The 24294-nt window shown below is 72.2% G+C and carries 27 protein-coding genes; 13 read left to right on the top strand and 14 right to left on the bottom strand.

What is annotated here, in order from left to right:
• The first annotated feature begins 52 nt into the window (after positions 1–52).
• Together ACFV3I_RS13865 and ACFV3I_RS13860 are read left to right on the top strand one after the other, a co-directional pair.
• Entirely contained in the window at positions 53–1333 is a 1281-nt protein-coding gene (locus ACFV3I_RS13865) for an Nramp family divalent metal transporter (RefSeq protein ID WP_378823280.1), read from the top strand.
• A gap of 20 nt (positions 1334–1353) precedes the next feature.
• Positions 1354–1656 (top strand): hypothetical protein, encoded by a 303-nt coding sequence (locus ACFV3I_RS13860; RefSeq protein ID WP_136030785.1) that lies wholly within the window; start codon positions 1354–1356, stop codon positions 1654–1656.
• Position 1657: 1 nt separating this feature from the next.
• Here ACFV3I_RS13860 and ACFV3I_RS13855 read toward each other — a convergent pair whose 3' ends face one another.
• On the bottom strand, positions 1658–3103 hold the full coding sequence (locus tag ACFV3I_RS13855; RefSeq protein WP_136030787.1) for a Na+/H+ antiporter NhaC family protein: 1446 nt from the start codon (positions 3101–3103) through the stop codon (positions 1658–1660).
• Between the two features lie 50 nt (positions 3104–3153).
• Entirely contained in the window at positions 3154–4767 is a 1614-nt protein-coding gene (locus ACFV3I_RS13850; protein WP_136030789.1) for an amidohydrolase, read from the bottom strand.
• 69 nt (positions 4768–4836) lie between these two features.
• Between ACFV3I_RS13850 and ACFV3I_RS13845 the strand changes: the two genes are divergently transcribed.
• Genes ACFV3I_RS13845 through ACFV3I_RS13825 form a run of 5 tightly spaced genes read left to right on the top strand, consistent with a single transcriptional unit; the run spans position 4837 to position 7728 of the window.
• Positions 4837–5508, top strand: a complete 672-nt coding sequence (locus ACFV3I_RS13845) for a TetR/AcrR family transcriptional regulator (RefSeq protein WP_136030791.1) — start codon at positions 4837–4839, stop codon at positions 5506–5508.
• A 9-nt stretch (positions 5509–5517) separates the two neighbouring features.
• The gene (locus ACFV3I_RS13840) at positions 5518–6150 is read left to right on the top strand and encodes a metal-dependent transcriptional regulator (protein WP_136044663.1); all 633 of its coding nucleotides are present in this window, start codon (positions 5518–5520) and stop codon (positions 6148–6150) included.
• A gap of 36 nt (positions 6151–6186) precedes the next feature.
• Positions 6187–6996, top strand: coding sequence for an HAD-IIA family hydrolase (locus ACFV3I_RS13835; protein ID WP_211542116.1), 810 nt, complete (start codon positions 6187–6189; stop codon positions 6994–6996).
• Between the two features lies 1 nt (position 6997).
• On the top strand, positions 6998–7567 hold the full coding sequence (locus ACFV3I_RS13830) for a YdeI family protein (protein ID WP_378823277.1): 570 nt from the start codon (positions 6998–7000) through the stop codon (positions 7565–7567).
• Positions 7564–7728 carry a hypothetical protein gene (locus ACFV3I_RS13825; RefSeq protein WP_168387172.1) on the top strand — a complete coding sequence of 55 codons (165 nt, stop codon included), beginning with the start codon at positions 7564–7566 and terminating at the stop codon, positions 7726–7728. The genes ACFV3I_RS13830 and ACFV3I_RS13825 overlap by 4 nt, the downstream gene beginning before the upstream one ends.
• A 27-nt stretch (positions 7729–7755) precedes the next feature.
• On the opposite strand, the gene ACFV3I_RS13820 is transcribed toward ACFV3I_RS13825, so the two are convergent.
• From ACFV3I_RS13820 to ACFV3I_RS13790, 7 genes are all read right to left on the bottom strand, one after another.
• The gene (locus ACFV3I_RS13820) at positions 7756–9387 is read right to left on the bottom strand and encodes an ABC transporter ATP-binding protein (RefSeq protein ID WP_378823275.1); all 1632 of its coding nucleotides are present in this window, start codon (positions 9385–9387) and stop codon (positions 7756–7758) included.
• Complete coding sequence (locus tag ACFV3I_RS13815; protein WP_378823273.1) at positions 9384–10490, bottom strand: serine hydrolase domain-containing protein; 1107 nt, start codon at positions 10488–10490, stop codon at positions 9384–9386. Before ACFV3I_RS13815 ends, ACFV3I_RS13820 begins: the two co-directional genes overlap by 4 nt.
• Complete coding sequence (locus ACFV3I_RS13810) at positions 10487–11677, bottom strand: anhydro-N-acetylmuramic acid kinase (RefSeq protein ID WP_206252451.1); 1191 nt, start codon at positions 11675–11677, stop codon at positions 10487–10489. Before ACFV3I_RS13810 ends, ACFV3I_RS13815 begins: the two co-directional genes overlap by 4 nt.
• Complete coding sequence (gene murQ / locus ACFV3I_RS13805) at positions 11677–12582, bottom strand: N-acetylmuramic acid 6-phosphate etherase (protein ID WP_136030806.1); 906 nt, start codon at positions 12580–12582, stop codon at positions 11677–11679. Before murQ ends, ACFV3I_RS13810 begins: the two co-directional genes overlap by 1 nt.
• Positions 12579–13466, bottom strand: coding sequence for an ABC transporter permease (locus ACFV3I_RS13800; protein ID WP_136030808.1), 888 nt, complete (start codon positions 13464–13466; stop codon positions 12579–12581). The genes murQ and ACFV3I_RS13800 overlap by 4 nt, the downstream gene beginning before the upstream one ends.
• Positions 13463–14434, bottom strand: coding sequence for an ABC transporter permease (locus tag ACFV3I_RS13795; RefSeq protein WP_136030810.1), 972 nt, complete (start codon positions 14432–14434; stop codon positions 13463–13465). Before ACFV3I_RS13795 ends, ACFV3I_RS13800 begins: the two co-directional genes overlap by 4 nt.
• A gap of 70 nt (positions 14435–14504) precedes the next feature.
• The gene (locus ACFV3I_RS13790; protein WP_136035409.1) at positions 14505–16055 is read right to left on the bottom strand and encodes an ABC transporter substrate-binding protein; all 1551 of its coding nucleotides are present in this window, start codon (positions 16053–16055) and stop codon (positions 14505–14507) included.
• A gap of 163 nt (positions 16056–16218) precedes the next feature.
• On the opposite strand from ACFV3I_RS13790, the gene ACFV3I_RS13785 reads away from it, so the two are divergent.
• The 3 genes from ACFV3I_RS13785 to ACFV3I_RS13775 all read left to right on the top strand — a co-directional run bounded on the left by ACFV3I_RS13785 (position 16219) and on the right by ACFV3I_RS13775 (position 18707).
• Complete coding sequence (locus ACFV3I_RS13785; protein ID WP_136030814.1) at positions 16219–17121, top strand: MurR/RpiR family transcriptional regulator; 903 nt, start codon at positions 16219–16221, stop codon at positions 17119–17121.
• Positions 17118–18263, top strand: coding sequence for an MFS transporter (locus tag ACFV3I_RS13780; RefSeq protein ID WP_378802916.1), 1146 nt, complete (start codon positions 17118–17120; stop codon positions 18261–18263). The genes ACFV3I_RS13785 and ACFV3I_RS13780 overlap by 4 nt, the downstream gene beginning before the upstream one ends.
• Positions 18264–18383: 120 nt before the next feature.
• The gene (locus ACFV3I_RS13775) at positions 18384–18707 is read left to right on the top strand and encodes a hypothetical protein (protein WP_378802917.1); all 324 of its coding nucleotides are present in this window, start codon (positions 18384–18386) and stop codon (positions 18705–18707) included.
• A gap of 18 nt (positions 18708–18725) precedes the next feature.
• Here the strand turns inward: ACFV3I_RS13775 and ACFV3I_RS13770 are convergent, their stop codons facing one another.
• Positions 18726–19628 carry an ROK family protein gene (locus ACFV3I_RS13770; protein ID WP_378802918.1) on the bottom strand — a complete coding sequence of 301 codons (903 nt, stop codon included), beginning with the start codon at positions 19626–19628 and terminating at the stop codon, positions 18726–18728.
• Positions 19625–20185 carry an orotate phosphoribosyltransferase gene (pyrE, locus tag ACFV3I_RS13765; RefSeq protein ID WP_136036467.1) on the bottom strand — a complete coding sequence of 187 codons (561 nt, stop codon included), beginning with the start codon at positions 20183–20185 and terminating at the stop codon, positions 19625–19627. Before pyrE ends, ACFV3I_RS13770 begins: the two co-directional genes overlap by 4 nt.
• 37 nt (positions 20186–20222) lie before the next feature.
• Here pyrE and ACFV3I_RS13760 point away from each other — a divergent pair, with 37 nt between their 5' ends.
• Together ACFV3I_RS13760 and ACFV3I_RS13755 are read left to right on the top strand one after the other, a co-directional pair.
• Positions 20223–21068 (top strand): exodeoxyribonuclease III, encoded by an 846-nt coding sequence (locus tag ACFV3I_RS13760; protein WP_136036466.1) that lies wholly within the window; start codon positions 20223–20225, stop codon positions 21066–21068.
• A gap of 14 nt (positions 21069–21082) precedes the next feature.
• Positions 21083–21886, top strand: coding sequence for an HAD family hydrolase (locus ACFV3I_RS13755; RefSeq protein ID WP_378823270.1), 804 nt, complete (start codon positions 21083–21085; stop codon positions 21884–21886).
• Between the two features lie 6 nt (positions 21887–21892).
• Here the strand turns inward: ACFV3I_RS13755 and ACFV3I_RS13750 are convergent, their stop codons facing one another.
• The 3 genes from ACFV3I_RS13750 to ACFV3I_RS13740 are packed head-to-tail and all read right to left on the bottom strand — an operon-like array spanning position 21893 to position 23245.
• Positions 21893–22531: a dihydrofolate reductase family protein gene (locus tag ACFV3I_RS13750; RefSeq protein ID WP_378823269.1), complete on the bottom strand. Its 639-nt coding sequence runs from the start codon at positions 22529–22531 to the stop codon at positions 21893–21895.
• A 1-nt stretch (position 22532) separates the two neighbouring features.
• Positions 22533–22844 carry a helix-turn-helix domain-containing protein gene (locus ACFV3I_RS13745; RefSeq protein ID WP_136044179.1) on the bottom strand — a complete coding sequence of 104 codons (312 nt, stop codon included), beginning with the start codon at positions 22842–22844 and terminating at the stop codon, positions 22533–22535.
• Complete coding sequence (locus ACFV3I_RS13740; protein ID WP_378802919.1) at positions 22841–23245, bottom strand: VOC family protein; 405 nt, start codon at positions 23243–23245, stop codon at positions 22841–22843. Before ACFV3I_RS13740 ends, ACFV3I_RS13745 begins: the two co-directional genes overlap by 4 nt.
• A 103-nt stretch (positions 23246–23348) precedes the next feature.
• Here ACFV3I_RS13740 and ACFV3I_RS13735 point away from each other — a divergent pair.
• Positions 23349–24294, top strand: a 946-nt coding sequence (locus tag ACFV3I_RS13735) for a sensor histidine kinase (RefSeq protein ID WP_378823267.1), incomplete at its 3' end; no start/stop codon positions are given.

Here is a 24294-nt window from a genome sequence, read left to right as displayed (position 1 = left end):
TGGCCCAGATCCGGATATTTAGGCAAGCCGAAAAATACGCTAAGGTTTCGGTGTGCCGAAAAATCTCGTCGCCCCCGTGACCCCGACCGCCGCCACCGCCCCGCGCAGCCTGTGGCTGCTCGGCCCCGCCCTCGTGGCCGGTGTCGCGTATCTCGACCCGGGCAACGTCGCCAGCAACATGACCGCCGGCGCGCAGTACGGCTACCTCCTGGTGTGGGTGGTCATCGCGGGAAACGTCATGGCCTGGCTCATCCAGTACCTCTCCGCCAAGCTCGGCGTGGTCACGGGGCAGAGCCTGCCGGAGGTCCTCGGTGCACGCCTGAAGCACCCATGGGCGCGACGCGCGTACTGGCTCCAGGCCGAACTGGTGGCCATGGCGACCGACCTCGCCGAGGTGATCGGCGGCGCCGTCGCGCTGTACCTGCTGTTCGACGTGCCGCTGCTCCTCGGCGGCCTCATCACCGGGGCCGTGTCGATGATCCTGCTCACCGTGCAGAGCCGCCGCGGCGCCCGCCCCTTCGAGTTCGTGATCATCGGACTGATGCTCGTCATCACGGTCGGCTTCCTGGCCGGCCTGTTCCTCGCCCCGCCCGACCCCGCGGGTGTCATCGGCGGACTCGTGCCCCGCTTCGAGGGCACCGGCTCGGTGCTGCTCGCGGCCTCCATCCTCGGCGCCACGATCATGCCGCACGCGATCTATGCGCACTCCTCGCTCGCCCGCGACCGCTTCGGGAGCGCGGGTCTGCCCCACGAGGAGGCCACGCGGACCGAGGCCTCCCGGATCCGCCGCCTGCTCACCGCCACGCGCTGGGACGTGTCGATCGCGATGGTCATCGCGGGGTCGGTCAACCTCGGCATCCTCCTGCTGGCCGCGGCGAACCTCGCCGGGGTCGAGGGCACCGACTCCCTGGAGGGCGCGCACGCCGCCCTGGCCGCCGGTCTCGGTCCCGTCGTCGCCACGTTCTTCGCGGTGGGGCTGCTCGCCTCCGGCCTGGCGTCCACCTCGGTCGGCGCCTACGCGGGCGCCGAGATCATGCACGGGCTGCTGCACGTGCGCATCCCGCTGCTCGCACGGCGGCTGGTGACCCTCATCCCCGCCCTCGCGATCCTCGGACTCGGCGTCGACCCCACCCTCGCGCTCGTGCTGAGCCAGGTCGTGCTGTCGTTCGGCATCCCGTTCGCGCTCATCCCGCTGGTGGCGCTGACCGCGCAGCGGCGCACGCTCGGGGTGTGGGCCAACCGCGCGTGGACCACCATCGCCGGCGTCGTCGCCTCGGTGCTGCTCATCGCCCTCAACGCCGCGCTGCTCTGGCTGGTCCTGACGGGGGCATGAGCCCGGATAGGCTCGACACCATGCCCGCCGAGAACGCCCGCCGCACCGTCCGCATCCTCACCTGGATCGGAATCGCGACCGGGGTGATCGGGGCCGTGCTGATCGCGTTCCCGAAGGTCGTCGGCCCGCTCGGACCGTGGCTGCAGCTCGCCCTCGGCATCGCCACGCTCGTGCTCGCCTTCCGCGCGCGCAAGGTCGGGATCGCCGAGGTGGAGGGCTTCGACGGGCGCCTGTCGCTCGCCGCCGCCCTCCTCGGCTTCCTCGTGGTGTTCTTCGCGGGGCAGGTGGCCTTCGGCCTGCTGGTCGCCGTCGCGAATCCGTGACTCAGGCCGCGACGAACCCCGTCACCAGATAGAGCACGAGCGAGAGCCCGGCCGCGATCCCCGCGTAGGGCAGGATCGCCAGCATGAGGTTGATCGGCTTGATGCCGATCGAACGCGAGGCCAGGATGATGCCGTCGCCGTACAGACACGTGGTGCTGCCGAGCGCGGCGCCCGAGAACACCGCGGCACCGGCCAGGATCGGGTCGGCACCGAGGGCGAGCGCCAGCGGCAGCACGACCGGGGTGATGACGGCCGCGAGGTCCCAGAACGACCCGGTCGCGTAGGCGTAGACGCCGCACACCGCGAACACGATCGCCGGCAGCAGGGCGGGGGTGAGCACGGGCTCGGTCACCTGGATCACGAACTCGGCGAGCTGCAGGGCGATGTTCATCTCCTGCACCATGAACGCGAGCACGGTGAGCACCATCACGAAGAGCATGCTCTCGATGCCCTCGAGCGCCGCGTCCAGCACGCCGCGCACCGAGAGCCGACGCTGCACGAGCACCAGCACGACCGTGACCGCGAGGGCCGCCGCGGTACCGGCGACCACGTTGGCGTCCGTCGCGATCGTGACGCCGACCAGCACGGCCATCGCGATCAGGAACGACCACGGCTGCGGCTTGCGCGCGGTGTCCGTGGTCGTCTCGAGCGCCACGGCGACGCGCTGCGCGGTCGAACCGTCCGCGTCGTCCGCGCGGAGCTCGGAGAGCAGCGCCGCGCCCTCGGCCCGGCGTTCGGCGTCTGTCGTGCCGAGCGGGAAGACGTCGCCGTCGCGCTCGGCGCGCAGCGCGTCTTTCTTGATCAGGCCGAGCTTCGGCAGCCAGCCGATGCTCATCAGCAGCGCCACCGCGATGGCCGCCCAGCCGAAGAAGATGAACGGGATGGACTGCAGGTAGGCCCCGAAGCCGCTGCCGCCGACGGTGACCCCCTGCGCCTCGAACAGGCCCGAGAAGAACAGTGCCCACGTCGACACGGGGACGAGCACGGCGATCGGGGCAGCGGTCATCTTCATGATCGCGCCGAGCTGGGTGCGGGGAACCCGGTAGCGGTCGGTCACCTGCTTCATCGACGTGCCGGTGGTGAGCACGTTGAGGTAGTCGTCGACGAACAGCACGATCGAGAGCAGGAACGTGAGCAGGGTCGACTTGCGCCGCGAGGTCACGAACCGCTCGACCCAGCGGGCGAAGTCGGTGACGATGCCCGACTTCTCGAACAGCATCATCAGGATGCCGAACAGGGCGACGATCAGCAGCAGCCACTGCGCCGTCTCGTTCGACAGGGCCTTGCCGGTGTACTCGACCCAGACGTCGAAGCCGCCCCAGCCGCCGAGGATCAGAGCTCCGGCGACGGTGCCGCAGAGGAGCGCGAAGAGGGTGCGGCGGGTGGCGACGGCGACCACGAGGATCACCGCGATGGGCAGGAGCGCGAGGGCGCCGAATTCGGGCATGGGGTTCACCTCGGTGTGAAAGGAAAGGGAGGGGGTGGTCGAGCCGGGGGTCAGGGCTCGACGCCGCCGACGACCGTCCGCTGTACGGGCAGGTCGGGGAGGTCGTCGGGTGCGACGTGCAGCGGGTTCTCCGCCCACACGGCGTAGTCGGCGCGGTAGCCGGGGGCGATGCGACCGAGGTCGCCGTCGCCCTGCGCCCGCGCAGCGCCCACGGTGTAGCCGTGCAGCGCCTGGAAGGGGGTGAGCACCTGGTGGGGCTCGAACACCGGGGCGTCGCGGTCGCCGGGGCGGCGGCGCAGCATGGCCCACGCGAGGCCGATCCGGGCGTCGTTCTGCGCGATGGGCCAGTCCGACCCGAGGGCGACCGGGGCACCCGCGTCCCAGTAGTCGCGCACGCGCCAGGCCCGGGCGGCCCGGGCGGGGCCGAGGCGCCGCGACCAGTCGTCGGAGGCGTCGGCCTTGCGCCACTGCAGGTGCAGCGGCTGCATCGATGCGGTGATGCCGGCGGCGGCGATGCGGGCGACGTCGCGGTCGGTCGTGGTCTCCAGGTGCTCGATGCGGTGCGGGGCTCCGGTGGCGCAGCGCGCGCCCGCGGCGAGGTAGGCGTCGACGACCTCGCCGACCGCGCGGTCGCCGATCGCGTGGGTCGCGACCTGGAAGCCGGCGTCGGCGTAGCGCCGCACGGTGCGGGCGTAGGCGGCGGCGTCCTTCCAGAAGGGCTCCGTGCCGCCGCCGGCCGTATCGGGCTCGTACAGCCACGCGGTGCCCGTCTCGACGACCCCGTCGGCGTACAGCTTCACGACCCCGCCGCGCCACCGCTCGCCGCGGCGGTCGCGCATCCGCAGGTTCTCCGCCGTGCGGTCGGCGTCGAACCCGGGCTCGTGGTCGATCGCAGACACGATGCGGAGGGGCAGACCCGGGCCGTGCTCGAGACCGTCGAGCAGGTCGAGCGTGGCGAAGCCGCCGTCCATGATGGTGCCGCCCGTGAGGCCGGAGTCCCGCAGTCCGCGCAGCAGCTCGTGGCCCGCCGCGAGGGTCTGCGTGCGGTCGAGGGCGGGGGCGGCGAGGCGCACGGGCTCGTACGCCGCGAGCTCGCGCAGCTCCCCGGTCGGCCGCCCGTCGCCGTCGACGACGATGCACGAGGAGTCGTCGGTCTCGCGGGGCCCGGTGATGCCGGCGCGGCGGAGACCCTCGTGACTGGCGAGGGCGGTGTGCCCGTCGAACACGATGAACAGGGCGGGGAGCCCGCGCACGGCGTCGTCGATCGCATCGGCGGTCATGGGGAGCTCGTGGAAGACGTCGTAGTCGAGGTTCCAGCCGCGCACCCAGGGGTCGCGGTCGTCGCGCAGCGCGCGGTCGGCCTCGGCGCGCAGAGCCGCCAGGAAGCCGGTGCCGGTGGTGATGCCGCCGAGGTCGACCCCGGCGGTGAGCTCGAGCCCCTGCAGCGGATGGAGGTGGGCGTCGATGAGCCCCGGGGTGACCGCGGCTCCCGCGAGGTCGTGGACGACGGTGCGCGGGCCGCGCAGTTCCCGCACGAGCGCGTCGTCACCCACCGCGAGGAAGCGGCCGTCGCGCACGGCGAACGCCGAGGCCTCCGGGCGGCGGGGGTCCATGGTCACGACGCGCGCGCCGGTGACGATAGTGTCGGCGTCGAAACCCGTCATGGCGTTCTTCCTCGAGCGAATTGAAAGAGTTTCAATAAAGTAGCAGACACCGAGCAGGAGTGAGCCACGATGACGACATCCCCGCGCAGCGTGGGCCGCCCGTCGACCAGGGTGCTCACCGAGGAGCGGATCCTCACGGCGGCGTTCCGGCTCAGCGCCGAGCGCACACCACGGCAGTTCACGATGACGGCGCTCGCGGAGTCCCTGGGCGTGCGCACCTCGGCGCTCTACCACCACTTCGAGAGCCGCGACGCCGTGATCCGGGCGATGCGCGGGCGGATCAGCCGCGACCTCGCCACCCCCGAGCCCGGGGCCCTGCCACTGGAGGACGCGCTCCTCGCCTGGGCGCACAGCTACCGCGACGCCACGATCGCCGCACCCCAGGCGATGGTCATGCTCGCCACCTCCCCCATCGACGCCGACGAGGGCTCGTTCGCCGACTACGAGCAGATCGCCCGCCTGCTCGCCGACGACGGCTGGCCCACCGACACCATCGTCGACGCGATCGTCGCCCTGGAGTCCTTCATCATCGGATCCGCCCTCGACGCCCTCGCCCCGGCGGACAACATGTCCCCCGGCGACCTCGCCCCCGCCTACCCGACCTTCGCCGAGGCCGAGCGCGCTCGCGCCCGCCTCAGCTCCGACCCCGCCCGCCGCACGTTCGAGATCGGCGTGCGCGCCCTCATCCACGGCCTCACCGCGTGGGCGCGCGCCGAAAGAGCCTCCGACGCCACCGCGTAGGCTGGACGGGTGGCCTCCCCCGCAGCTGACGACTACCTCAAGACCGTCTACGCCCACACCGAATGGCAGGACGCCCCGATCACCCCGTCGGTGCTGGCGGCCAAGCTCGGCATCGCCCCGTCGTCGGTCACCGAGATGGTCAAGAAGCTCGCCGCCGCGGGGCTCGTGTCGCACGTGCCCTACGGTGCCGTGCGGCTGACCGAAGCCGGGACGACCAGAGCCCTCGCGATGGTGCGGCGCCACCGCCTCATCGAGACCTGGCTCGTGCAGGAGTTCGGCTACGGGTGGGACGAGGTGCACGACGAGGCCGAGGTGCTGGAGCACACCATCAGCGACCGGCTGCTCGAGGGCATCGACGCCCGCCTGGGCCGCCCGCGCTTCGACCCGCACGGCGACGCGATCCCCGACGCCGACGGGCACATCGAGCGGGAGCCGTTCGTGCTGCTCGCCGACGCCGCGGAGGGGCACAGCGGTCGCGTGCTGCGGGTCGACGACCGCGACTCCGACCTGCTGCGGGCCCTGGAGGCCGAGGGGCTCACGGTCGGCAGCACCGTCGAGGTCCTCGCCGACGGCGTGCGCCTGGACGGCGTCGAGCGAGCCCTTCCCGACGGAAGCGCCGGCGTCGTGTGGATCACCGCCTGAGACCTGCCGGAAACACGCGGCCTCTAGGCTGAGCACATGGCACACCGTGACGACATCGAATGCTGGCTCACCGACATGGACGGCGTGCTCGTCCATGAGAACGACGCCATCCCCGGGGCCTCCGAACTGCTCGCCGGGTGGGAGCGCAACGACATCCCCTACCTGGTGCTGACGAACAACTCGATCTTCACCGCCCGCGACCTCTCCGCGCGCCTGCGGCAGAGCGGCCTGGTCGTGCCGGAGGAGCGCATCTGGACCTCGGCGCTCGCGACGGCCGACTTCCTGGCCCAGCAGCTGCCCGGCGGTTCCGCCTTCGTGATCGGCGAGGCCGGCATCCTCACGGCCCTGCACGAGGCGGGCTTCATCATGACCGAGACGAACCCCGACTTCGTGGTGGTCGGCGAGACCCGCAACTACTCGTTCGAGGCGATCACCAAGGCCATCCGTCACATCATCAACGGCTCGCGGTTCATCGTCACCAACCCCGACGCGACGGGCCCGAGCGTCGACGGCGTGCTGCCGGCCACCGGCGCGATCGCCGCGCTCATCACGAAGGCGACCGGCAAGGAGCCCTACGTGGTCGGCAAGCCCAACCCGATGATGTTCCGCTCCGCGCTGAACAAGATCGGTGCGCACTCCAAGAAGACGGGCATGATCGGCGACCGCATGGACACCGACATCGTCGCCGGCATCGAGGCGGGCCTGCACACCGTGCTCGTGATGACCGGCATCAGCGACCGGCGCAGCATCGAGCAGTACCCGTTCCGTCCCGACGAGATCGTCGACTCCGTCGCCGACCTGCTGCCGACCATCACGGAGTCGATCCCCACCCTGGACGAGGACTGACGTGGGCGCCCTCGACGACGGCGAGCGGATCACCGCGGCGGATGCCGCGGCCTGGCGCGCCTGGCTCGAGGAGCATCACGAGCGCACGGCCGGCGTGTGGCTGCTGAGCGTGCGCGGCCGCTCCGCCGCCGGTGTCGGCTACGAGGACGCAGTGCGGCAGGCGCTGTGCTTCGGGTGGATCGACGGCCCGGTGCGCAGCTTCGACGAGGAGACGAACGGCCAATGGTTCTCGCCGCGGCGGCCCGGCAGCGGGTGGGCGGCGACGAACAAGGCGCGCATCGCCGAGCTGGAGGCCGCCGCGCTGCTGGCCCCCGCGGGCGTCCGGGCCCTGGAGGTCGCAAAGGCCAACGGCTCGTGGACCCTGCTCGACGGACCGGAGGCGGGCATCGAGCCGCCCGAGCTCACGGCCGCACTCGACGCGGACCCCGCCGCCCGTGAGAACTGGGACGCGTTCCCGAAGTCGGTGAAGAAGTTCGGGCTCACGCACATCGCGATGGCCAAGCGACCGGAGACGAAGGCCGCCCGCATCGCGAAGATCGTGGCGGACGCCGCGGAGGGGAAACGCCCATGACCCAGAACGACCTGCTGTTCCTCGTGCTGATCCTGATCGGGCTCACGTCGCTCACCGTGATCATCGTGCAGTTCGTGCGCTCCCGTCGCGGCCGCGGCTCGGACGACGGTCGTGCCGGCTGGTGGGAAGGCCCCTGGGACGACGACGACCGCCAGCGCTGAGCCCGCGGCCGTCGCCTCCGGCCGCGGTCAGGACGCCAGCGAGGCCCCGGGGATCGCGGCCAGCAGCTCCCGCGTGTACGGGTGCTGCGGAGCGTCGAAGATGCGCTCCGGTGTGCCGCTCTCGACCACGACCCCGCGCTGCATCACGTGCACCTCGTCGGAGATCATCCGCACGACCGCGAGGTCGTGGCTGATGAAGAGGTAGCTGAGGCCGAGGCGCGTCTGCAGCTCCGCCAGCAGATCGAGGATCTGCGCCTGCACCAGCACGTCGAGCGCCGACACGGCTTCGTCGAGCACCACCAGCTCGGGTTCGAGCGCCAGCGCCCGCGCGATCGCCACGCGCTGCCGTTGTCCGCCGGAGAGCTCGTGCGGCAGCCGCTCGGCCATCGCGGCCGGGAGCGCCACCTGCTCCAGCAGCTCCAGGACGCGGGCGTGACGCGAGGCCGCGGTGCCGATGCGGTGCACGCGCAGCGGTTCCGCGATCGACTGCTCCACGGTGAACCGCGGGTCGAGCGAGGCGTAGGGGTTCTGGAACACCGGCTGCACGCGGCGGCGCAGGGCGAACAGCTCCTTGCGGCGCAGCGTGGTGAGGTCGAGCCCGTCGAACAGGATCGATCCGGAGGTGGCGTCCTCCAGCCCCAGCACCATGTTCGCGGTCGTGGACTTGCCCGACCCGGACTCCCCCACGATCGACACGGTCGTGCCGCGGCGGATCGTGAGGCTCACACCGTCGACCGCCGTGAAGGTCTGGGGCTCCCCGGCCTTGGCGCCGCGCACCGGGAACTCCTTGCGCAGGTCGCGGATCTCCACGAACGGCACGGCGTCGGTCGCGGCCGTGCGCACGGGCAGGGCGTCGCGCCGGGAGGAGAGGCTCGGCGCCGCGGCCAGCAGCTGCCTGGTGTACTCGTGCTGCGGGTTGCCCAGCACCTGGGCGGACGTGCCCTCCTCGACCACGCGGCCCCGGAACATGACCACGATGCGGTCGGCGCGCTCGGCCGCGAGCGCCAGGTCGTGCGTGATGAGGAAGACCGCGGTCCCGAGCTCGTCGGTGAGCTGGTCGAGCTGGTCGAGGATGCGGCGCTGCACCGTGACGTCGAGGGCCGAGGTGGGCTCGTCGGCGATCAGCAGCCGGGGCTTGCACGCGAGCCCCATCGCGATCAGCACGCGCTGGCGCATCCCGCCGGAGAACTCGTGCGGGTACTGCCGTGCGCGCCGGGCGGCGTCGGCGATGCCCACCATCTCCAGCAGCTCGACCACGCGGACCTTCGTCGCCTCGCCGCTGGTGTGACCGTGCACCTCCAGCGCCTCGCCGATCTGCTCCCCCACGCGCATGAGCGGGTTGAGGTTCGACATCGGGTCCTGCGGCACGAGCCCGATCCCGGCGCCGCGCAGCGAGATCATCGCGCTCTCGGGCAGCTCGGTCAGCTCGCGCCCGTCGAAGCGGATGCTGCCCGCCGTGATCACGCCGTTCTCGGGGAGCAGCCGGTTGACGGCGGCGGCGGTCGTGGACTTCCCCGAGCCGGACTCGCCGACCACCGCGACGGTCTCGCCCGCGGCGATGTCGATGTTCACGTCGCTGATCGCGGTGATCAGCTCGGAACCGGTCCGGAAGGCGACGGCGAGGCCGTCGATGCTCAGCACGGGCGGGGTGGTGCTCATGGGGTACTCGTTCCTTCGGGGTCCAGGAGGGCGGGCAGCGCCGCACGCCACAGGGTCTCGGTCGGGGCGATCTCGGCCGCGAGGAGACGGGTGCTCAGCAGCACGGCCGCGGTGCCCGTCGCCGGCACGAGGCCGAGCGCGCAGCCGGTGTAGCCCGGGTGCCACAGCAGACGGGTGGGGCGGCCGTCGACCGGCACGGTGTCGCTGCGCCAGCCCAGGGCCTGACCGGCGTCCGGGCCGTCGCGGAAGAAGTCGGCGACCGCGTCGGGGTGCCAGAGGTCGGTGTGCCGGTCGGCGTCGGCGAGCGCGGCGCCGAGCGTGAGCAGGTCATCGACCGTGCCGAACAGGCCCGCGTGCCCGGAGACGCCGCCGAGCGCGTGGAAGCAGTTGCCGTCGTTGACGCTGCCGGCGATCTCGTCCTCCCGCCACGGGAAGTGCCGGCGCGACGTGAGGATCGGGTAGGGGTCGCCCGTGGCCACCATGCGGCGCTCGGCGGCGTCGCCGATGCCGGAGGACGCGACGGGAGGGCCGACGGGGCCGTAGCCCGTGTGCGCGAGTCCCAGCGGCGCGGTCACCAGCTCCCGCACGGCGGCGTCGAGCGGAAGGCCGGTCACCGCGGTGATGAGGCGCCCGAGCAGGATGAAGCCCAGGTCGGAGTAGTGCCGCCCCTCGTCGAGGCCGTAGCGCAACGGCAGGGCGTCCACGACCGCGTCGGCGGGGGCGGGGTCGAGGTACAGCGGCTGCCACTCCCACAGTCCGGCGCGGTGCTGCAGCAGGTGGCGCACCGTGGTGCCGGGAGCGCACGCGGTGCCCGGGAGGAAGCGGTCGACCGGGTCGTCGACGCCGAGGTCGCCCGTGCTCACCAGGCGCAGCAGAGCCGTGGTGGTCGCCGCGACCTTCGACACCGAGGCGAGGTCGAAGGCGGTGTCGCGCGTGACCGGGGTTCCCGCAAGGTCCGCGAGGCCACCCACCGCGACGTCACGCGAGGTGCTCGTGACCACCCCGGCGACCACCGCGCGGGGGGCGGTGTCGCCGCGCATCACCGCCGCGACGGCCCCCGCAGCGCTCGCGCCGCGCACCTGGCCTGCTCCGTGGCCGCTCACGACGCCGTCGCCTCCCCGAGCGTGAGCGAATCGATCGCCGCGACCGGCTCCGGCATATGCAGCGGGCCGGCGCCGGGCGTGATCGTGCCGAGGATGCGGGGCTCGCGGGCGCCCGTGCCGCCGGGGACGATGGCGGGGACGCCGTGCATCGTGGACCAGCCGATGAGCGCGAGCAGGATCGCCTCCTTGCTGTCGGCGGGAGCCCCCAGCTCGTCGGCCAGCACGACCTCGGTCTCCGGCAGCGCGGCGCGCAGACCCTCGAGGATCAGCGGGTTGCGGCACCCGCCGCCCGAGACGGCGAGGAAGCCGATGCCCGCCGCGGCGACGTCGCGGGCGACCGTGCGGACGGTGAGCTCGGTGAGCGTGCGCACGACATCGGCGACCGGGATGTCGCGGCCCTGCGCGGCCAGGTGCTCGTGCACGTAGCCGAGGTGGAAGTGCTCCTTGCCGGTGCTCTTCGGCGGCGTCAGCGCGTAGTACGGGTCGTCGAGGAGGGCCGACAGCAGCGCCTCGTCGACGCGGCCGGTGCGCGCCACGGCCGCATCGTCGTCGTAGCCGAGCGGGTTGAGCCCGTGCTCCACGATGACCGCGTCGACCAGCGCGTTCGCGGGACCGATGTCGTAGGCGACCAGGCCGTCCTGTCGCACGACCGTCATGTTCGAGATGCCGCCGAGGTTGAGGGCCGCCGTGACCCCGGCTCGTCCGCGCAGCAGCAGCTCGTCGAGGAACGACACCAGCGGGGCGCCGTGGCCGCCCGCGGTGATGTCGCGGATGCGGATGTCCGACACCACGGGCACCCCGACCCTCTCCGCGATCCAGGCGGGCTGCCCGATCTGCAGGGTCCCCAGGGCGTGGGCGCCGTCGACCCAGTGGTACACGGTCTGCCCGTGGGAGCAGATCGCGTCGACCCCGCCGACCTGCGCGGCGATGTCGGCCGCGACGTCGGCGAACGCCTGGCCGATGAGGGTGTCGAGCTCCGCGACCTCAGCGAGCGTGGTCGGCGCGGGCGGGAGGGCGGCGATCAGCCGGGCGCGCAGCTCCGGCGCGTACGGCACGCTCGTGGCCGCGAGCACGGTGCCGGTCAGGTCGACGCCGTGGTCGGTGAAGCCCCCGCTGGTCGCGAAGTCGACGACGGCGGCATCGATCCCGTCGTGCGAGGTGCCGGAGATCAGTCCGAGGACGCGCATCAGTTCTCCTCCAGTGCCGTGCGCAGGCGTCCGCCTGCCGCGGTGAGTCGGGTGGTGGCCGCGGCGAGGTCCTCGCCGCGGCGGATCATGATCGACGCGAGCTTCACGTCCCAGGCGGCGGTCTCCAGCGCCGCGACCGCGGTGTCGCGATCGACCTCGGCGATCGTGCGCACCATGCGGATCGCGCGCTCGCGGAGCTTGTGGTTCGTGGCCTTCACGTCGACCATCAGGTTGCCGTAGGCCTTGCCGCCTCGCACCATCGAGATGGTCGAGAACATGTTGAGCACGAGCTTCTGCGCCGTGCCCGACTTGAGGCGGGTGGAACCCGACAGCACCTCGGGGCCGACCTCGACCTCGATGCCGTGCTCGGCGACGGCGCTCAGCGGGGTGTCCGCGTTGCACGACAGCCCGATGCCCAGCGCCCCGCGCTCGCGCGCCCGGCGGACGGCCGCGACCACGTACGGGGTGCGGCCGCTCGAGGCGATGCCGATCACGGTGTCGAGCGGGCCGATGTCGGCGGCGTCGATCGCGGCGGCTCCGGCCTCGGCGTCGTCTTCCGCGCCCTCGACCGGGTTCACGATCGCGCCGGGCCCGCCGGCCATGATGGCGAACACCAGCTCGGGCGGCGTGCTGAACGTGGGCGGGCATTCCGAGGCGTCGAGCACCCCGATGCGACCGGGCGTCCCTGCCCCGACGTAGACCAGCCGTCCGCCCCGCGCCATCCGCTCCGCGGTGGCCTCGATGGCCGGGACGATCTGCGGCAGTGCGCGCCGCACGGCCGCGGGCACCGTGGCGTCGGCGTCGTTCATGGTCTGGGCGAGCTCCGCCACGCTCATCTGGTCGAGTCGCGCGTAGCGGGGGTCGCTGGCCTCGGTGGCGAGGGCGCCGAGATCCTCCAGGGTCATCGCTTCCCCCGGTTCCGCGGGTCGAGGCTGTCACGCAGCCCGTCGCCCAGCAGGTTGAGCCCGACCACGAGCAGCACCACGACCACGCCGGGCGCGATCATGGTCCACGGCGCGATGGTGACGAGCGTGCGCGCCTCGAAGATCATCGAGCCGAGCGACGGCGCGGGCGGCGGCGTGCCGAGGCCGAGGAAGCTCAGCGACGCCTCGGTCAGCACGGCCCACGACAGCGACAGCGTGACCTGCACGATGATGATCGACGTGATGTTGGGCAGCACGTGCCGGAACATCGTGGCCATGCGGCCCTGCCCCGTGCTCTTGGCGGCCTTGACGTACTCGACCTCGCGCAGCGACAGCACCGGGCCGCGCGTGACGCGGATGAAGATCGGCACGTAGACGATCGCGATGGCGACCGCGATCGTGAACCAGTTGCGGTCGAACACCGAGGCGAGCGACAGTGCCAGCAGCAGCGGCGGGAACGCGAACAGGACGTTGGTGACCGCGGTGATCGCACCGTCGGAGATGCCGCGGTAGAAGCCGGCGATGAGGCCGCAGACCGTGCCGACCACGGTCGCGAACGCCACCGCGACGACCGAGATCAGCGCCGAGTTCGCGACGCCGGCGGCCACGCGCGAGAACACGTCGCGGCCGAACTGGTCGGTGCCGAACCAGTGCACGGCCGACGGCGGCTGCAGGCGCGAGGGCGGATCCTGCGCCAGCGGGTCGAAGGGCAGCAGGCCGAACGCCGACACGACGCTGAGCACCGCCAGCAGGAACACGATGATGAGGCCGGCGAGCCCGCTGCGGCTGCGCAGCAGGAGACGCACGCGCTCCATGGTGCGCCCTCCGCCGGGGGCGAGGGCCGGTGTCTGAGAGATGTCGGTCATGCGGCACGCACCCGGGGATCGATGACCCGGTACAGCAGGTCGGTGAGCAGGTTGACGATGACGAAGGCGAGCGCGATCACCAGCACGGTGCTCTGCACGAGCGCGTACTCCTTCTGTTGGATGCCGAGCAGCACCTGACGGCCGATGCCGGGGAGCGAGAAGATCTGCTCCACCACGACGGCGCCGCCGAGCAGGTAGCCGAACTGCAGGCCGGTCATGGTGACGATCGGGACCAGCGCGTTGCCGAGCACGTGGCGCACCTGGAGGCGGCGGGGCGGCACGCCCTTCGCCCGGGCCGTGCGGATGAAGTCGTTCGCGCGGATCTCCAGCACGGCGGTGCGGGTCGTGCGCATGATCGGCGCCGCGATGCCGAAGCCGAGCACGATCGACGGGAGCAGCATCTGCTGCAGGTTCAGCAGCGGGTCGTCGAACAGCCGCGCGTAGCCCTGGCCGTTGGGGTTGAAGCCGAGCGACTGGGCCAGGATCGCCAGCAGCGCCGTGCCGAGCAGGAACGCCGGGATCGAGAGGCCCGCGAGTCCCACGACCTGGCCGACGCCGTCGCGGAGCGAGTCCGGCTTGGAGGCCGACAGCATGCCGAGCGGGATGCCGATCGCGAGGGCGATCACGATCGAGAGGATCGCGAGCTCGAACGTGACGGGCAGGGCGGCCGCGGTGAGGTCGAGCACGCTCGTCTGCGCCCGCGACGAGAAGCCGAGGTTGCCGGTGAAGATGTTGCCCAGCCAGGAGAAGAACTGCACGAACAGCGGCTGGTCCAGGCCGTAGTAGGCCTCGAGAGCCTCACGCTGCGCCGGGGTGAGCGCGGCGGCCTCGGTGCCGAGTCCCGAGCTGATCTGGTCGCCGGGGATGGCGCGCAGCATCAGGAAGACGAACACGGCGACCCCGAAGAGGGTGCCGAGGGCTGCGAGGATGCGTCGCAGCACGCTGTTGCGGAGGAGCTGTCTGAACATGCGCGTGTGAGGGTGCCTGTCGTCGGAGGGGGACGGAGGGGGCGCGGGCGGCCGCGCCCCCTCCGGTCCGCTACTGGATGGAGGTGGTCCGCAGGTACTGCAGCGAGCCGTTCGCCATCGGGGTGAAGCCGTCCACGCTGGTGGCAGTGGCCGTGTAGGTGTAGCTGGTGAACAGCCAGATCCAGGCGGCGTTGTCCTCGAGGTTCTCGGAGACCTCGGCGTAGATCTCCTTGCGCTTCTCGGTGTCGGCGGTCTGGCGGCCCTCGGCGAACAGCGCGTCGAGCTCGGGCGAGGAGTACCCCGCGACCTTGTTCAGGTTGCCGGTGCTGGTGAAGTAGCGCCCGTACATGCCGTCGGGGTCGGGGCGTCCGCCGTTGAGGGCGACCGCGGCGTCGAAGTCGGCGGCGATCCAGCGGTCGACGAACGCGCCGGACTCGAGCACCTCGAGGTCGAGCGTGATGTCGGCGTCGGCGAGCTGCGCCTTCAGGTTCTGCGCCTCGTTGACGGAGGTGGCGTACTCGCCCTGCGACACGATCGTCTTGATCGTGACGCCGTCCTCCTTGCCGGCCTTCTTCAGGTACTCGGCCGCCTTGTCGAGGTCGCGCTCGGGGCACGGGCGCGCGTCGGGGTCGGACTTGAACGCCGGCGACGTGATGGGCCCGGTGACCTCGCCCTCGCCGAGCGCGGCGGTCTCCAGCACCTCCTCGCGGTCGATCGCGCACTGGATCGCGAGCCGCACGTTCACGTCGGCCAGGTCGCCGCGCGTGGCGTTGAGCTGAAGGGCGTGGTAGCTGAGCTGCGGGGTCGTGGCGACCTCGACGTTCGCGCCCTCGGCGGTCTGGGCGACCAGCGGGTCGTCGAACACCGCGAGCTGCACGTTGCCGGACTGCATGGCCGATACGATCGACGACTCGTCGGGGATCACGCGGAACTCGACCGTGTCGAGCAGCGCCTTGTCGCCCCAGTAGTCGTCGTTCTTGGCGAGCGTGAGCGACTGGCTGGCGGTGCGGTCCTCGAGCACGAACGGGCCGGTGCCGTTCGGGGTGGTGTTGAGCGCTTCCTCGGTGTCGTCGGAGGAGAGCATGGCCATGTTGATCACGGCGAGGTTGGCGGGCAGGGCCGCGTCGGGGGCGCTGAGGGTGAGGGTGACGGTGGTCTCGTCGGTCGCCTCGACCGCGGTGACGGACGCCAGCGAGCTGCGCGCGACGGCCGCGGTGGCCTCGGCGGCGATCGCGTCGAGGGAGTACTTCACGTCTTCGGAGCCGAACGTGCTGCCGTCGGCGAAGGTGACGCCCTCGCGGAGGTGGAAGGTGACGGTGAGGCCGTCTTCCGAGACGTCCCACGACTCGGCGAGGCCGGGCACCACGTTCAGGTCCTCGTCGAACTCGGTGAGCGTGCCGTACAGGTTCTGCAGGACGTTGACCGCCTGGAACTGCGTGGCCTTCCACGGGAAGAGGGTGTCCGGGTCGCTGGTGACGCCGATGACGAGGTCGCCGCCCGCGGTGCCGCCCTCGGAGGGCGAGGGGTTCGACGCCGGCGCGGAACACCCGGTGATGACGAGCGCCATCGCGACGCCCGCGGCGGAGAGAGCGCCGAATGACGCCCGCCGTACTGTGCTCATGCTGTTTCCTCCTGGCTGGGACCGCGTCGCCCTGGCTGGGTTCAGGCGATGCTGCCTGACGTCCCGTGAACATCGTCGGTCTGGGTGGTACCAAAAGTACACGAAGGTCGCTGTCGGTGTAACAGAAGTTCCTCTACTGTTATGAACACCGATCGGAGAACACATGTCCCACGACGCCGCCCGCGACGACGCCGGCGCTCCCCCCGTGCTGGTGCGCATGCGGGCGATCCGCCCCGAGCTCCGCCCGAGCGAGCAGCGCATCGCCGATCTCTTCCTCGCCGACCCGGCCGCCACCGCCGGCCTCTCGGTCGCCGAGCTCGCCCACCGCTGCGACACCTCCACCACCTCCGTCGTCCGCTTCTGCAAGCGCCTGGGATACGAGCACGTGCGCGAGCTGCGCAACCACGTGCTGCGCGAGGTGGAGCGCGAGACGTACGACACCGCCGCGCTCCCCGCCGTGTCGGGCGACATCGACCGCAACGACACGCTCGCCGACATCGTGGCGAAGGTGTCCCTCGCCGAGACGCTGTCGCTCGCCGACACCGCCAAGGTGCTCGACACCGAGTCGCTGCGCGCCGCGGTCGAGGCGATCACGTCGTCGAGCCGCGTCGACATCTTCGGCGTCGGGGCCAGCTCGATCGTCGGCCTCGACCTCCAGCGCAAGCTCACCCGGATCGGGCGCACGGCCCTGGAGTGGTCCGATCCGCACGCCGCCTGGACCTCCGCCGCCACCCTCGGCCCCGGCAACGTCGCCATCGCGGTGTCGCACAGCGGCGCGACCACCGACACCATCGAGTTCCTGCTCCTGGCCCGCAAGGCGGGGGCCACCACGATCGCTATCACCAACCATGCGGGCGCGCCGCTGGCCGGGCAGGCCGACATCGTGCTGACGACCGCCGCGCGCGAGACCGGGTTCCGCTCCGGCGCGCTCGGCAGCCGCATCGCCCAGCTCATGGTCGTCGACTGCATCTTCATCGGGGTCGCCCAGTCGAACTACGACCGCTCGATGGAGGCGCTGCGCGACACGTTCGCGGCCGTGCACCACGTGCGCGCCAACGGCGCATGACGGGCGCGGACGGCCGGATCCGCCTCGGCCTGTTCAGCGCGTTCGCGGGACTCGGCGTGACCGCGGCGTTCGTCCCCGCCGTGCTGCCCTCGGCGCAGCGGGACATCGGCGCCGACCTCAGCGCCGCGGTGCCCGTGCTCTTCGCCGGGCTGCTGGTGGGCGTGCTGGCCTCGGGTCCGCTGCTGACGCGGAAGCCCCCGCGCACGACACTGCTGCTCGGCAGCGCCCTGCAGGCCGTGGCGCTCGTCGCCGCCGCGTGGGCGGGCGATGCGGTCGTGTTCATCGCCGCCGCCGCCGTCGCCGGGTTCGGCTTCGGGCTCGTGGAGGCCTCGGGCTCGGTGGCCGCGAAGGCCGCGAGCACGCGCAGCGCGACCGGGCTGCTGAGTGCGCTGATGGGCACGGTCGCCGTGTGCGCCGCGGCCACCCCGCTCGCGGTGGTGCTGGGAGCGCACACCCGTCCGCTGCTGGCCCTTCTCGCCGCGGTGCCGCTGGTGACCGTGTCGGTGCTCATCGCGCCCGTGCCGACGGTCGCCGCGAAAGCCCCGGCGCCGCGTGACGTGCGGTCGCTCGCGGTGCTGCTGCCGTTCGCGCTCGCCCTGCCGCTCTACGTGGGGGTCGAGACCGTGCTCTCCGGCTGGTCGGCCGTGATCCCGGAGCGCGTGCTCACGCTCGAACCGGCCGCGGCCGCGCTCGGCACCTCCGCGTTCTGGGGCCTGATGGCGGCGGGCCGTTTCGGGGCAGCGGCCCTGCGCCGCGCGTCGGTGCCCCCGCTCGCGATCCTGGTCGCGGCCACGGCGGGCGCGGCCGTGCTGATGGGCGTGGCCGGCGCGCTCGTGGGCCCTCAGCCGGTGGGAGCGCTCGTGGCCCTGGCGGCGGTGGTCGTGCTGCTCGCGCCGAGCTACGGCCTGATCCTCGGTCTCGCCCTCGACCGCCTCGACCCCGCACGGAGCGCCGCCGTGACCGGAGCCCTGGTCGCCTGCGGCGCGGTGGGCGGCACCTTCGTGCCCACGCTGATCCTGCTCATCGGTCGGGATCCGGCGGCTCCTGCGACCTTCGTCGTCTCGGCCGTGCTGTGCGCTGTCGTCCCGGTCCTGATGCTCGTGACGTCGCGCTCCGGACGGCGCGTGTCGGCGACCGGCTGAGGCGCTCCTCCTCCCCCATCCGCGCCTCTCTCCCCTTCCTCACAGATGCCGGGATTCCGGGAGTCGCCACACCCGCGGCGACGTATCGTCGAAGACACACCGCACCCGAGGAGAGCATCCGTGTCCACCGACAGCCTGACGGTCGTCATCAGCGCGATCGGCATCGTGCTCACCCTCGGCACCGGCATGTTCGCCGCCATGGCCTGGGTCGTGCGCCGCATCGATGCCGTCGACGCGAAGCTCACCACCCGCATCGACGCCGTCGACGAGAAGCTCACCACCCGTATCGACAGCGTCGAGGACAAGCTCACCACCCGCATCGACACCGTCGAGGAGAAGCTCACCACCCGCCTCGACGCCGTCGGCGCCGACGTCACCGACCTCAAGATCGCCGTCGCCCGCCTCGAGGGACCACCCCGCCACCTGCTGACCGCCGCGCGCTGAGGGCGTGCGCGTGAGGGTTCAACGGAGCGCGAGGGCGGCGGCGCCGATGAGGGGCCCTTCGTCGCCGAGGCCCGAGCGCACGGCCCGGGTACGCCGGGAGTACGGGTGCACGGCGTGCGCGGTGAGCGCCTGCTGCACGAGGTCGATGTAGTCGGACGACACCCGCGAGAACCCGCCGCCGATGGCCACCACGTCGAGGTCGACCAGGGTCGCGGCGTCCGCGAGCGCTTCGCCGACCGCGCGGGCCGAGCGCTCGATGGCCGCGCGGGCGATCGCGTCTCCGGCTGCCGCGTCGCGCGCGAGGTCCTCCCCCGTCGCGCCGGTCCACCCCTGCTCCTGCGCCCAGGCGGCGCTCGCGGGGCCGGAGGCGATCTCCTCGAGCGTGAGCCCTCCCTCGCGGCGCACCTGACCGAGGTGACCCGCGTTGCCGGTGGCTCCCGGGATGTAGGCGCCGTTCACCACGAAGCCGCCGCCGACGCCCGTCGACACCACGATCGACAGCGAGGCCCCCGCGTCACGGGTCGCCCCGAGCCACGACTCCGCCAGGGCGAGGGCACCCCCGTCGTGGCCCAGCGTCGTGGGAAGGTCGCGGCCGAGCACCGCCGTCGCCGCGTCCCGCACCGCCGCCGCGAGGGCGAAGCCGTGCGCGAGCGGCATGTTCACCGGCTCGATGGTGCCCGCGACGCGATCCACCGGACCGGCGCTGCCGATCCCCGCCCCGACGAGTTCCGCGCCGGCCGGCAGTGCGGCCAGGGCATGCCGCACGATCGCGTCGACCGCGGCGGCGAGGGCCGGGGGCGTGGCCGCGCGCCCGGTGGGCTGCCGGCTGCGGCTGCCTTCGACGAGCACGCCGTCCGCCGAGACGAGGGCGGCCTCCATCTTGGTGCCGCCGACGTCGACGGCCAGGGCGTAGCGGGTCACTGCGGGTCGAGCCCGAGGTCGTCGAGGTCGAACGCGGCGCGCCACTCCAGCCCCTCGGCTTCGATGGCCGCCTGCGCTCCGGTCTTGCGGTCGACGATCACGGCGACGGCCACGACCTCGGCGCCCTCCGTGCGCAGCGCCTCGACGGCCTTGAGCGCCGACTGCCCGGTGGTCGACGTGTCCTCCAGCACGACCACGCGCTTGCCCTTCACGTCGGCGCCCTCGATCTGACGGCCGCGGCCGTGGTCCTTGGGCTCCTTGCGCACGACGAACGCGTCGAGCGGACGGTCGGTGCCGACCGAGGCGTGCAGCACGGAGTTCGCGATGGGGTCGGCGCCGAGCGTGAGACCGCCGACCGCGACGACGTCGAGGTCGGCGATCAGGTCGAGCATGATCCGGCCGATGGCGGGAGCGGCGCGGTGGTCGAGCGTGAGCTTGCGCATGTCGACGTAGTAGGTGGCCTTCTTGCCGCTGGAGAGGGTGAAGTCGCCGTGGAACACCGCCTCGTCGGTGATGAGGTCGAGGAGGGTCTGGCGGTCTGCGTCGAGTGCGGTCACGGCATCCAGTGTAGGAGGCCGCAACTAGGCTGGACGCATGCGCTTGGCCACCTGGAACGTCAACTCCATCCGCACCCGTGTCGCCCGCACCGTCGAGTTCGCCGTCCGTGAAGACATCGACGTGCTCGCGATGCAGGAGGTGAAGTGCAAGCCGGAGCAGTTCCCCTTCGCCCCCTTCGAGGAGGCCGGCTACCACGTCGAGGTGCACGGCCTGAACCAGTGGAACGGCGTCGCGATCGCCAGCCGCCTGCCCATCACCGACGTGCGCACCGCGTTCGACGGCATGCCCGGTTTCGCCAAGGGTCACGAGGGCCCCGACGCTCCGCAGGAGGCGCGCGCGCTCGGGGTGATGGTCGACGGCGTGCGCGTATGGAGCCTGTACGTGCCGAACGGGCGCTCCCTCGACGACCCGCACTACGCGTACAAGCTGCACTGGCTCGAGCAGCTGAGGCAGTCCACCGCGGCCGAGCTGTCGGCGAACCCCGACCTGCCGCTCGCCCTCGTCGGCGACTTCAACATCATCCCGTTCGACCACGACAACGGCGACCCCGACATCGTGGTGGGCCGCTCGACGCACGTCTCGCCCGCCGAGCGTGAGGCGTTCTTCGCCCTGGCCGATGCCGGTGTCACCGATGTGGTGCGCCCGCTGCTGCCCGAGGGCTACACCTACTGGGACTACCAGCGGCTCAAGTTCCCGCGCAACGAGGGCATCCGCATCGACTTCATCCTCGGTTCGAAGACGCTGGCCGACGCGGTCACCGGCGCGTCGATCCATCGCAACGAGCGCAAGGGCGAGCAGCCCAGCGACCACGTGCCCGTGGTGGTGGACCTCGACTTCGGCGGAGCAGACGCCGACGACGACCTGCCGATGATCTTCTCCTGACGGAGCGCGACGACGTGCGACTGATCGCGACCGATCTCGACGGCACGCTGCTCGACCCCTCCTCCTCCGTGACACCGCGCACCCGCGCGGCGCTCGACGCGGCGCGGGAGCGGGGCATCCCCGTGGTGCCCGTCACCGCGCGCCAGCCGATCGGACTGCGCGCGATCGCCGCCGACGCCGGATTCGACGGGTGGGCGCTGTGCAGCAACGGCGCCTACGCGGTGCACCTCGGCGACGGACGGATGCTGTTCGCCGAGGAGCTGCCGTCCGACACGATCCGCACGCTCGCCGATGCCCTCCGCGCGAGCATCCCCGGGCTGCTGTTCGCGAGCGTGCGCGAGGGCGGCGAGACCTTCGTCGCGCAGGACGGCTACGCGGCGATCGCGAGCCTGTCCGACCACAAGCGCGATCCGGCGACGATGGGCGGCGTGCCGCTGGAGCAGGTGCTCGCGGCGCCGAGCCTGAAGCTCGTGATCCGCCACCCGGAGCTCGCACCCGCCGCACTGTTCGACACGCTGCGCTCGCTCGGGCTCACCGGCTTCGAAGCCACCCTGTCCGGTGCGCCGTTCGTGGAGGTGATGGCCGAGGGCGTGACGAAGGCGACCGGGCTCGCGCGGATGTGCGCGCACCTGGACATCGACCGCGCCGAGGTCGTCGCGTTCGGCGACGCGCTGAACGACGTCGAGATGCTCCGCTGGGCGGGGCGCGGGGTGGCGATGGCGCACGCGGAGCCCGTGGTGCGGGACGCCGCCGACGAGGTCACCGCGACCAACGACGAGGACGGCGTCGCGCGCGTGATCGAGCGACTGCTGGGCTGACCCGCCTCAGGCGCCGAACGTGCCGACCTCCGGGGTGCGATCGGTGCGGCCGTAGCGGAGGAGCATCACGCCCGCGTCGTCGACGACCGGCGGTTCGAGCAGTCGCAGCACCGACGGGAGCGCTGCGTCGTCGAACACCTTCTTCCCCGTGCCGAGCAGCAGCGGGTACACCCACAGGTTGAGCTGATCGAACAGCCCCTCGGCGAGCAGGGTGTGCACGAAGTCGATGCTGCCGATCACGGCCACCTCGCGGTGGGTCGCGCGCAGGCGGGCGATCTCGGCGGCCAGGTCGTCGCCCACGCGCGAGCTGCCCTGCCAGTCGAGCGCGAGGTCGGGGTTCCGCGACGCCACGTACTTCGGCACCGCGTCGAAGAGCCGGCCGATGTGACCCTCCTCGCCATCGGTGTGCTGCGGCCAGTACGAGGCGAAGATGTCGTAGGTGCGGCGGCCGAGCAGCAGCGCGTCGAGGCCCCGCATCCCCGCGTCGACCTCGGCGCCCATGCCGGGTGAGGGGTAACCGGCCTGCCATCCGCTGAACCGGAATCCGCCCGAGGTGTCCTCCCCCACGCCGCCGGGGCCCTGGGCCACGCCGTCGAGGGTGCTGAACAGGTCGATCAGGATGCGACCGGGTGCGTCTTCGCTCATGTCACTTCTCCGTTCTCGTCGAGGGAACTTCATCCTCCTCCGCGGCACCCCACGCCCGCAGCGCCTCGATCGCCTCCCGCAGTGCGAGCCCGCGGTCGGTGAGCGCGTACGCCCGGGTGTTGTGCCGGAGCGGCAGTCGCGCGAGCACCCCGGCGGCCTCCAGCTCGCGCAGGCGCGTGGCGAGGATGTTCGTAGGGACTCCGAGGTCGCGCTGCAGATCGCCGTAGCGCTGGGGTCCGTCGAGCAGCCGCTCCACGATCAGCAGCGCCCAGCGCGCCCCGACCACGCCGAGCGCGGCACCGAGGTCGCTCACGCGTCGGCGTCGGCGTCCGGCTTCATCCAGAACGGCGAGTAGTGGTAGCCGTCGGGGTCGTCGAACTGGCGCTGGTACATGAAGGGGTAGTCGTCGGTCTCGCCGATGCGGCCGCCCGCCGCTCTCGCGCGCTCGACCAGCTCGTCGACCGCCTCGCGGCTGCCGAGGTCGAACGAGACGGTGACCTTGGACGGGGTGTCGGGGCCGCCGACGAGCTCGTCGACGCCGCCGACGCTGGCGTACATCTCGCGGCTGCCGAGCATGACGTACTGCCCGGGCGCGATGGCGAAGCACGACACGTTGTGGTCGGACATCTCCTCGTTGAGGGTCCAGCCGATGGCCGTGTAGAAGGCGGTCGCGCGTTCGACGCTCTCGACCGGGCAGGTGAGGAAGAGGCTCATGCGGTGATACTTGCAAAAAACAAGTGCGCGGTCAAGACCCCTCCGCGCCGCCTCCGCCGTCCGGGGGATGCGGCCCCGCCGAACGCCGCCCTACGGTGGAGGGATGCCCTTCACCCGCACGCCGACCGAGCGCGACCGCCGCGGCGACCTGCTGCTCGCCGGGGTGCTGTTCGTCGGCGCGATCCTGAGCGCCGCGCTCTCCTCCATCGCCCAGGTGTACGGCGACGAGCAGGCCCCGCTGTGGACCGCCCTCCTCTACGCCGTCGTGGTGTCCGGTCCGCTCGCGTTCCGTCGACGCTGGCCCGGCACCGTGGCCGTGGTCGTATCCGTCGCCTACTTCGCGGCCGTCACGATCCGGGTACCGGAGATCTACGTCGGCAACATCGCGATGTTCATCGGCCTCTACACCGTCGGCGCGTGGATGAACGACCGGCGCCGCGCCCTCATCGTGCGCGTGGCGATCATCGTCGGGATGTTCGTGTGGCTGCTCCTCACGATGTACCGCGACGCGATCAGCGAGGCGGACAAGGCCGAGGTGGTGGCCGGGGCGATGTCGCCCTACGTCGCCTTCATGCTGATCCAGATCCTGCTCAATGGGCTCTACTTCGGCGGGGCCTACTACTTCGGCGAACGGTCCTGGGCCGCCGCCGAGCAGCGGTCGGTGCTGGAGCAGCGCACGACCGAGCTGGAGCGCGAGCGCGAGGTGACGGCGGCGCAGGCCGTCGCCCTCGACCGGGTGCGCATCGCCCGCGAGCTGCACGACGTGGTCGCCCACCACGTCTCGGTCATGGGCGTGCAGGCCGGCGCGGCGCGCCTGGTGCTGGCCCAGGACCCCGCGCGGGCCGCCGAGATCCTGTCGGGCGTCGAGGGCTCGGCGCGCGACGCGATCCACGAGCTGCGGCAGCTGCTGGAGACGCTGCGCACGCCCGGCGGTGAGACCGCGGACGGCGCCTCGACGCTCGGGCTCGACGACATCGCCGAACTCGCGGAGGCCTCGACGGCCGCGGGACTCCCCACCGCGTACACGGTCGTCGGCACTCCGACCGCGG

The sequence above is a fragment of the Microbacterium sp. NPDC059771 genome, from assembly GCF_042732495.1.
GTDB lineage: Bacteria > Actinomycetota > Actinomycetes > Actinomycetales > Microbacteriaceae > Microbacterium > Microbacterium sufflavum.
Note: the sequence above shows the minus strand (reverse complement) of the source record. Positions and strands in the feature narration are given on the sequence as shown.

Coding starts and splice junctions, on each gene's coding strand:
- ACFV3I_RS13860 (WP_136030785.1), top strand. CDS start 1,354: ATGCCCGCCGAGAACGCCCGCCGCACCGTCCGCATCCTCACCTGGATC.
- ACFV3I_RS13855 (WP_136030787.1), bottom strand. CDS start 3,103: ATGCCCGAATTCGGCGCCCTCGCGCTCCTGCCCATCGCGGTGATCCTC.
- ACFV3I_RS13850 (WP_136030789.1), bottom strand. CDS start 4,767: ATGACGGGTTTCGACGCCGACACTATCGTCACCGGCGCGCGCGTCGTG.
- ACFV3I_RS13845 (WP_136030791.1), top strand. CDS start 4,837: ATGACGACATCCCCGCGCAGCGTGGGCCGCCCGTCGACCAGGGTGCTC.
- ACFV3I_RS13835 (WP_211542116.1), top strand. CDS start 6,187: ATGGCACACCGTGACGACATCGAATGCTGGCTCACCGACATGGACGGC.
- ACFV3I_RS13825 (WP_168387172.1), top strand. CDS start 7,564: ATGACCCAGAACGACCTGCTGTTCCTCGTGCTGATCCTGATCGGGCTC.
- ACFV3I_RS13820 (WP_378823275.1), bottom strand. CDS start 9,387: ATGAGCACCACCCCGCCCGTGCTGAGCATCGACGGCCTCGCCGTCGCC.
- ACFV3I_RS13810 (WP_206252451.1), bottom strand. CDS start 11,677: ATGCGCGTCCTCGGACTGATCTCCGGCACCTCGCACGACGGGATCGAT.
- murQ (WP_136030806.1), bottom strand. CDS start 12,582: ATGACCCTGGAGGATCTCGGCGCCCTCGCCACCGAGGCCAGCGACCCC.
- ACFV3I_RS13800 (WP_136030808.1), bottom strand. CDS start 13,466: ATGACCGACATCTCTCAGACACCGGCCCTCGCCCCCGGCGGAGGGCGC.
- ACFV3I_RS13795 (WP_136030810.1), bottom strand. CDS start 14,434: ATGTTCAGACAGCTCCTCCGCAACAGCGTGCTGCGACGCATCCTCGCA.
- ACFV3I_RS13790 (WP_136035409.1), bottom strand. CDS start 16,055: ATGAGCACAGTACGGCGGGCGTCATTCGGCGCTCTCTCCGCCGCGGGC.
- ACFV3I_RS13785 (WP_136030814.1), top strand. CDS start 16,219: ATGTCCCACGACGCCGCCCGCGACGACGCCGGCGCTCCCCCCGTGCTG.
- ACFV3I_RS13780 (WP_378802916.1), top strand. CDS start 17,118: ATGACGGGCGCGGACGGCCGGATCCGCCTCGGCCTGTTCAGCGCGTTC.
- ACFV3I_RS13760 (WP_136036466.1), top strand. CDS start 20,223: ATGCGCTTGGCCACCTGGAACGTCAACTCCATCCGCACCCGTGTCGCC.
- ACFV3I_RS13750 (WP_378823269.1), bottom strand. CDS start 22,531: ATGAGCGAAGACGCACCCGGTCGCATCCTGATCGACCTGTTCAGCACC.
- ACFV3I_RS13740 (WP_378802919.1), bottom strand. CDS start 23,245: ATGAGCCTCTTCCTCACCTGCCCGGTCGAGAGCGTCGAACGCGCGACC.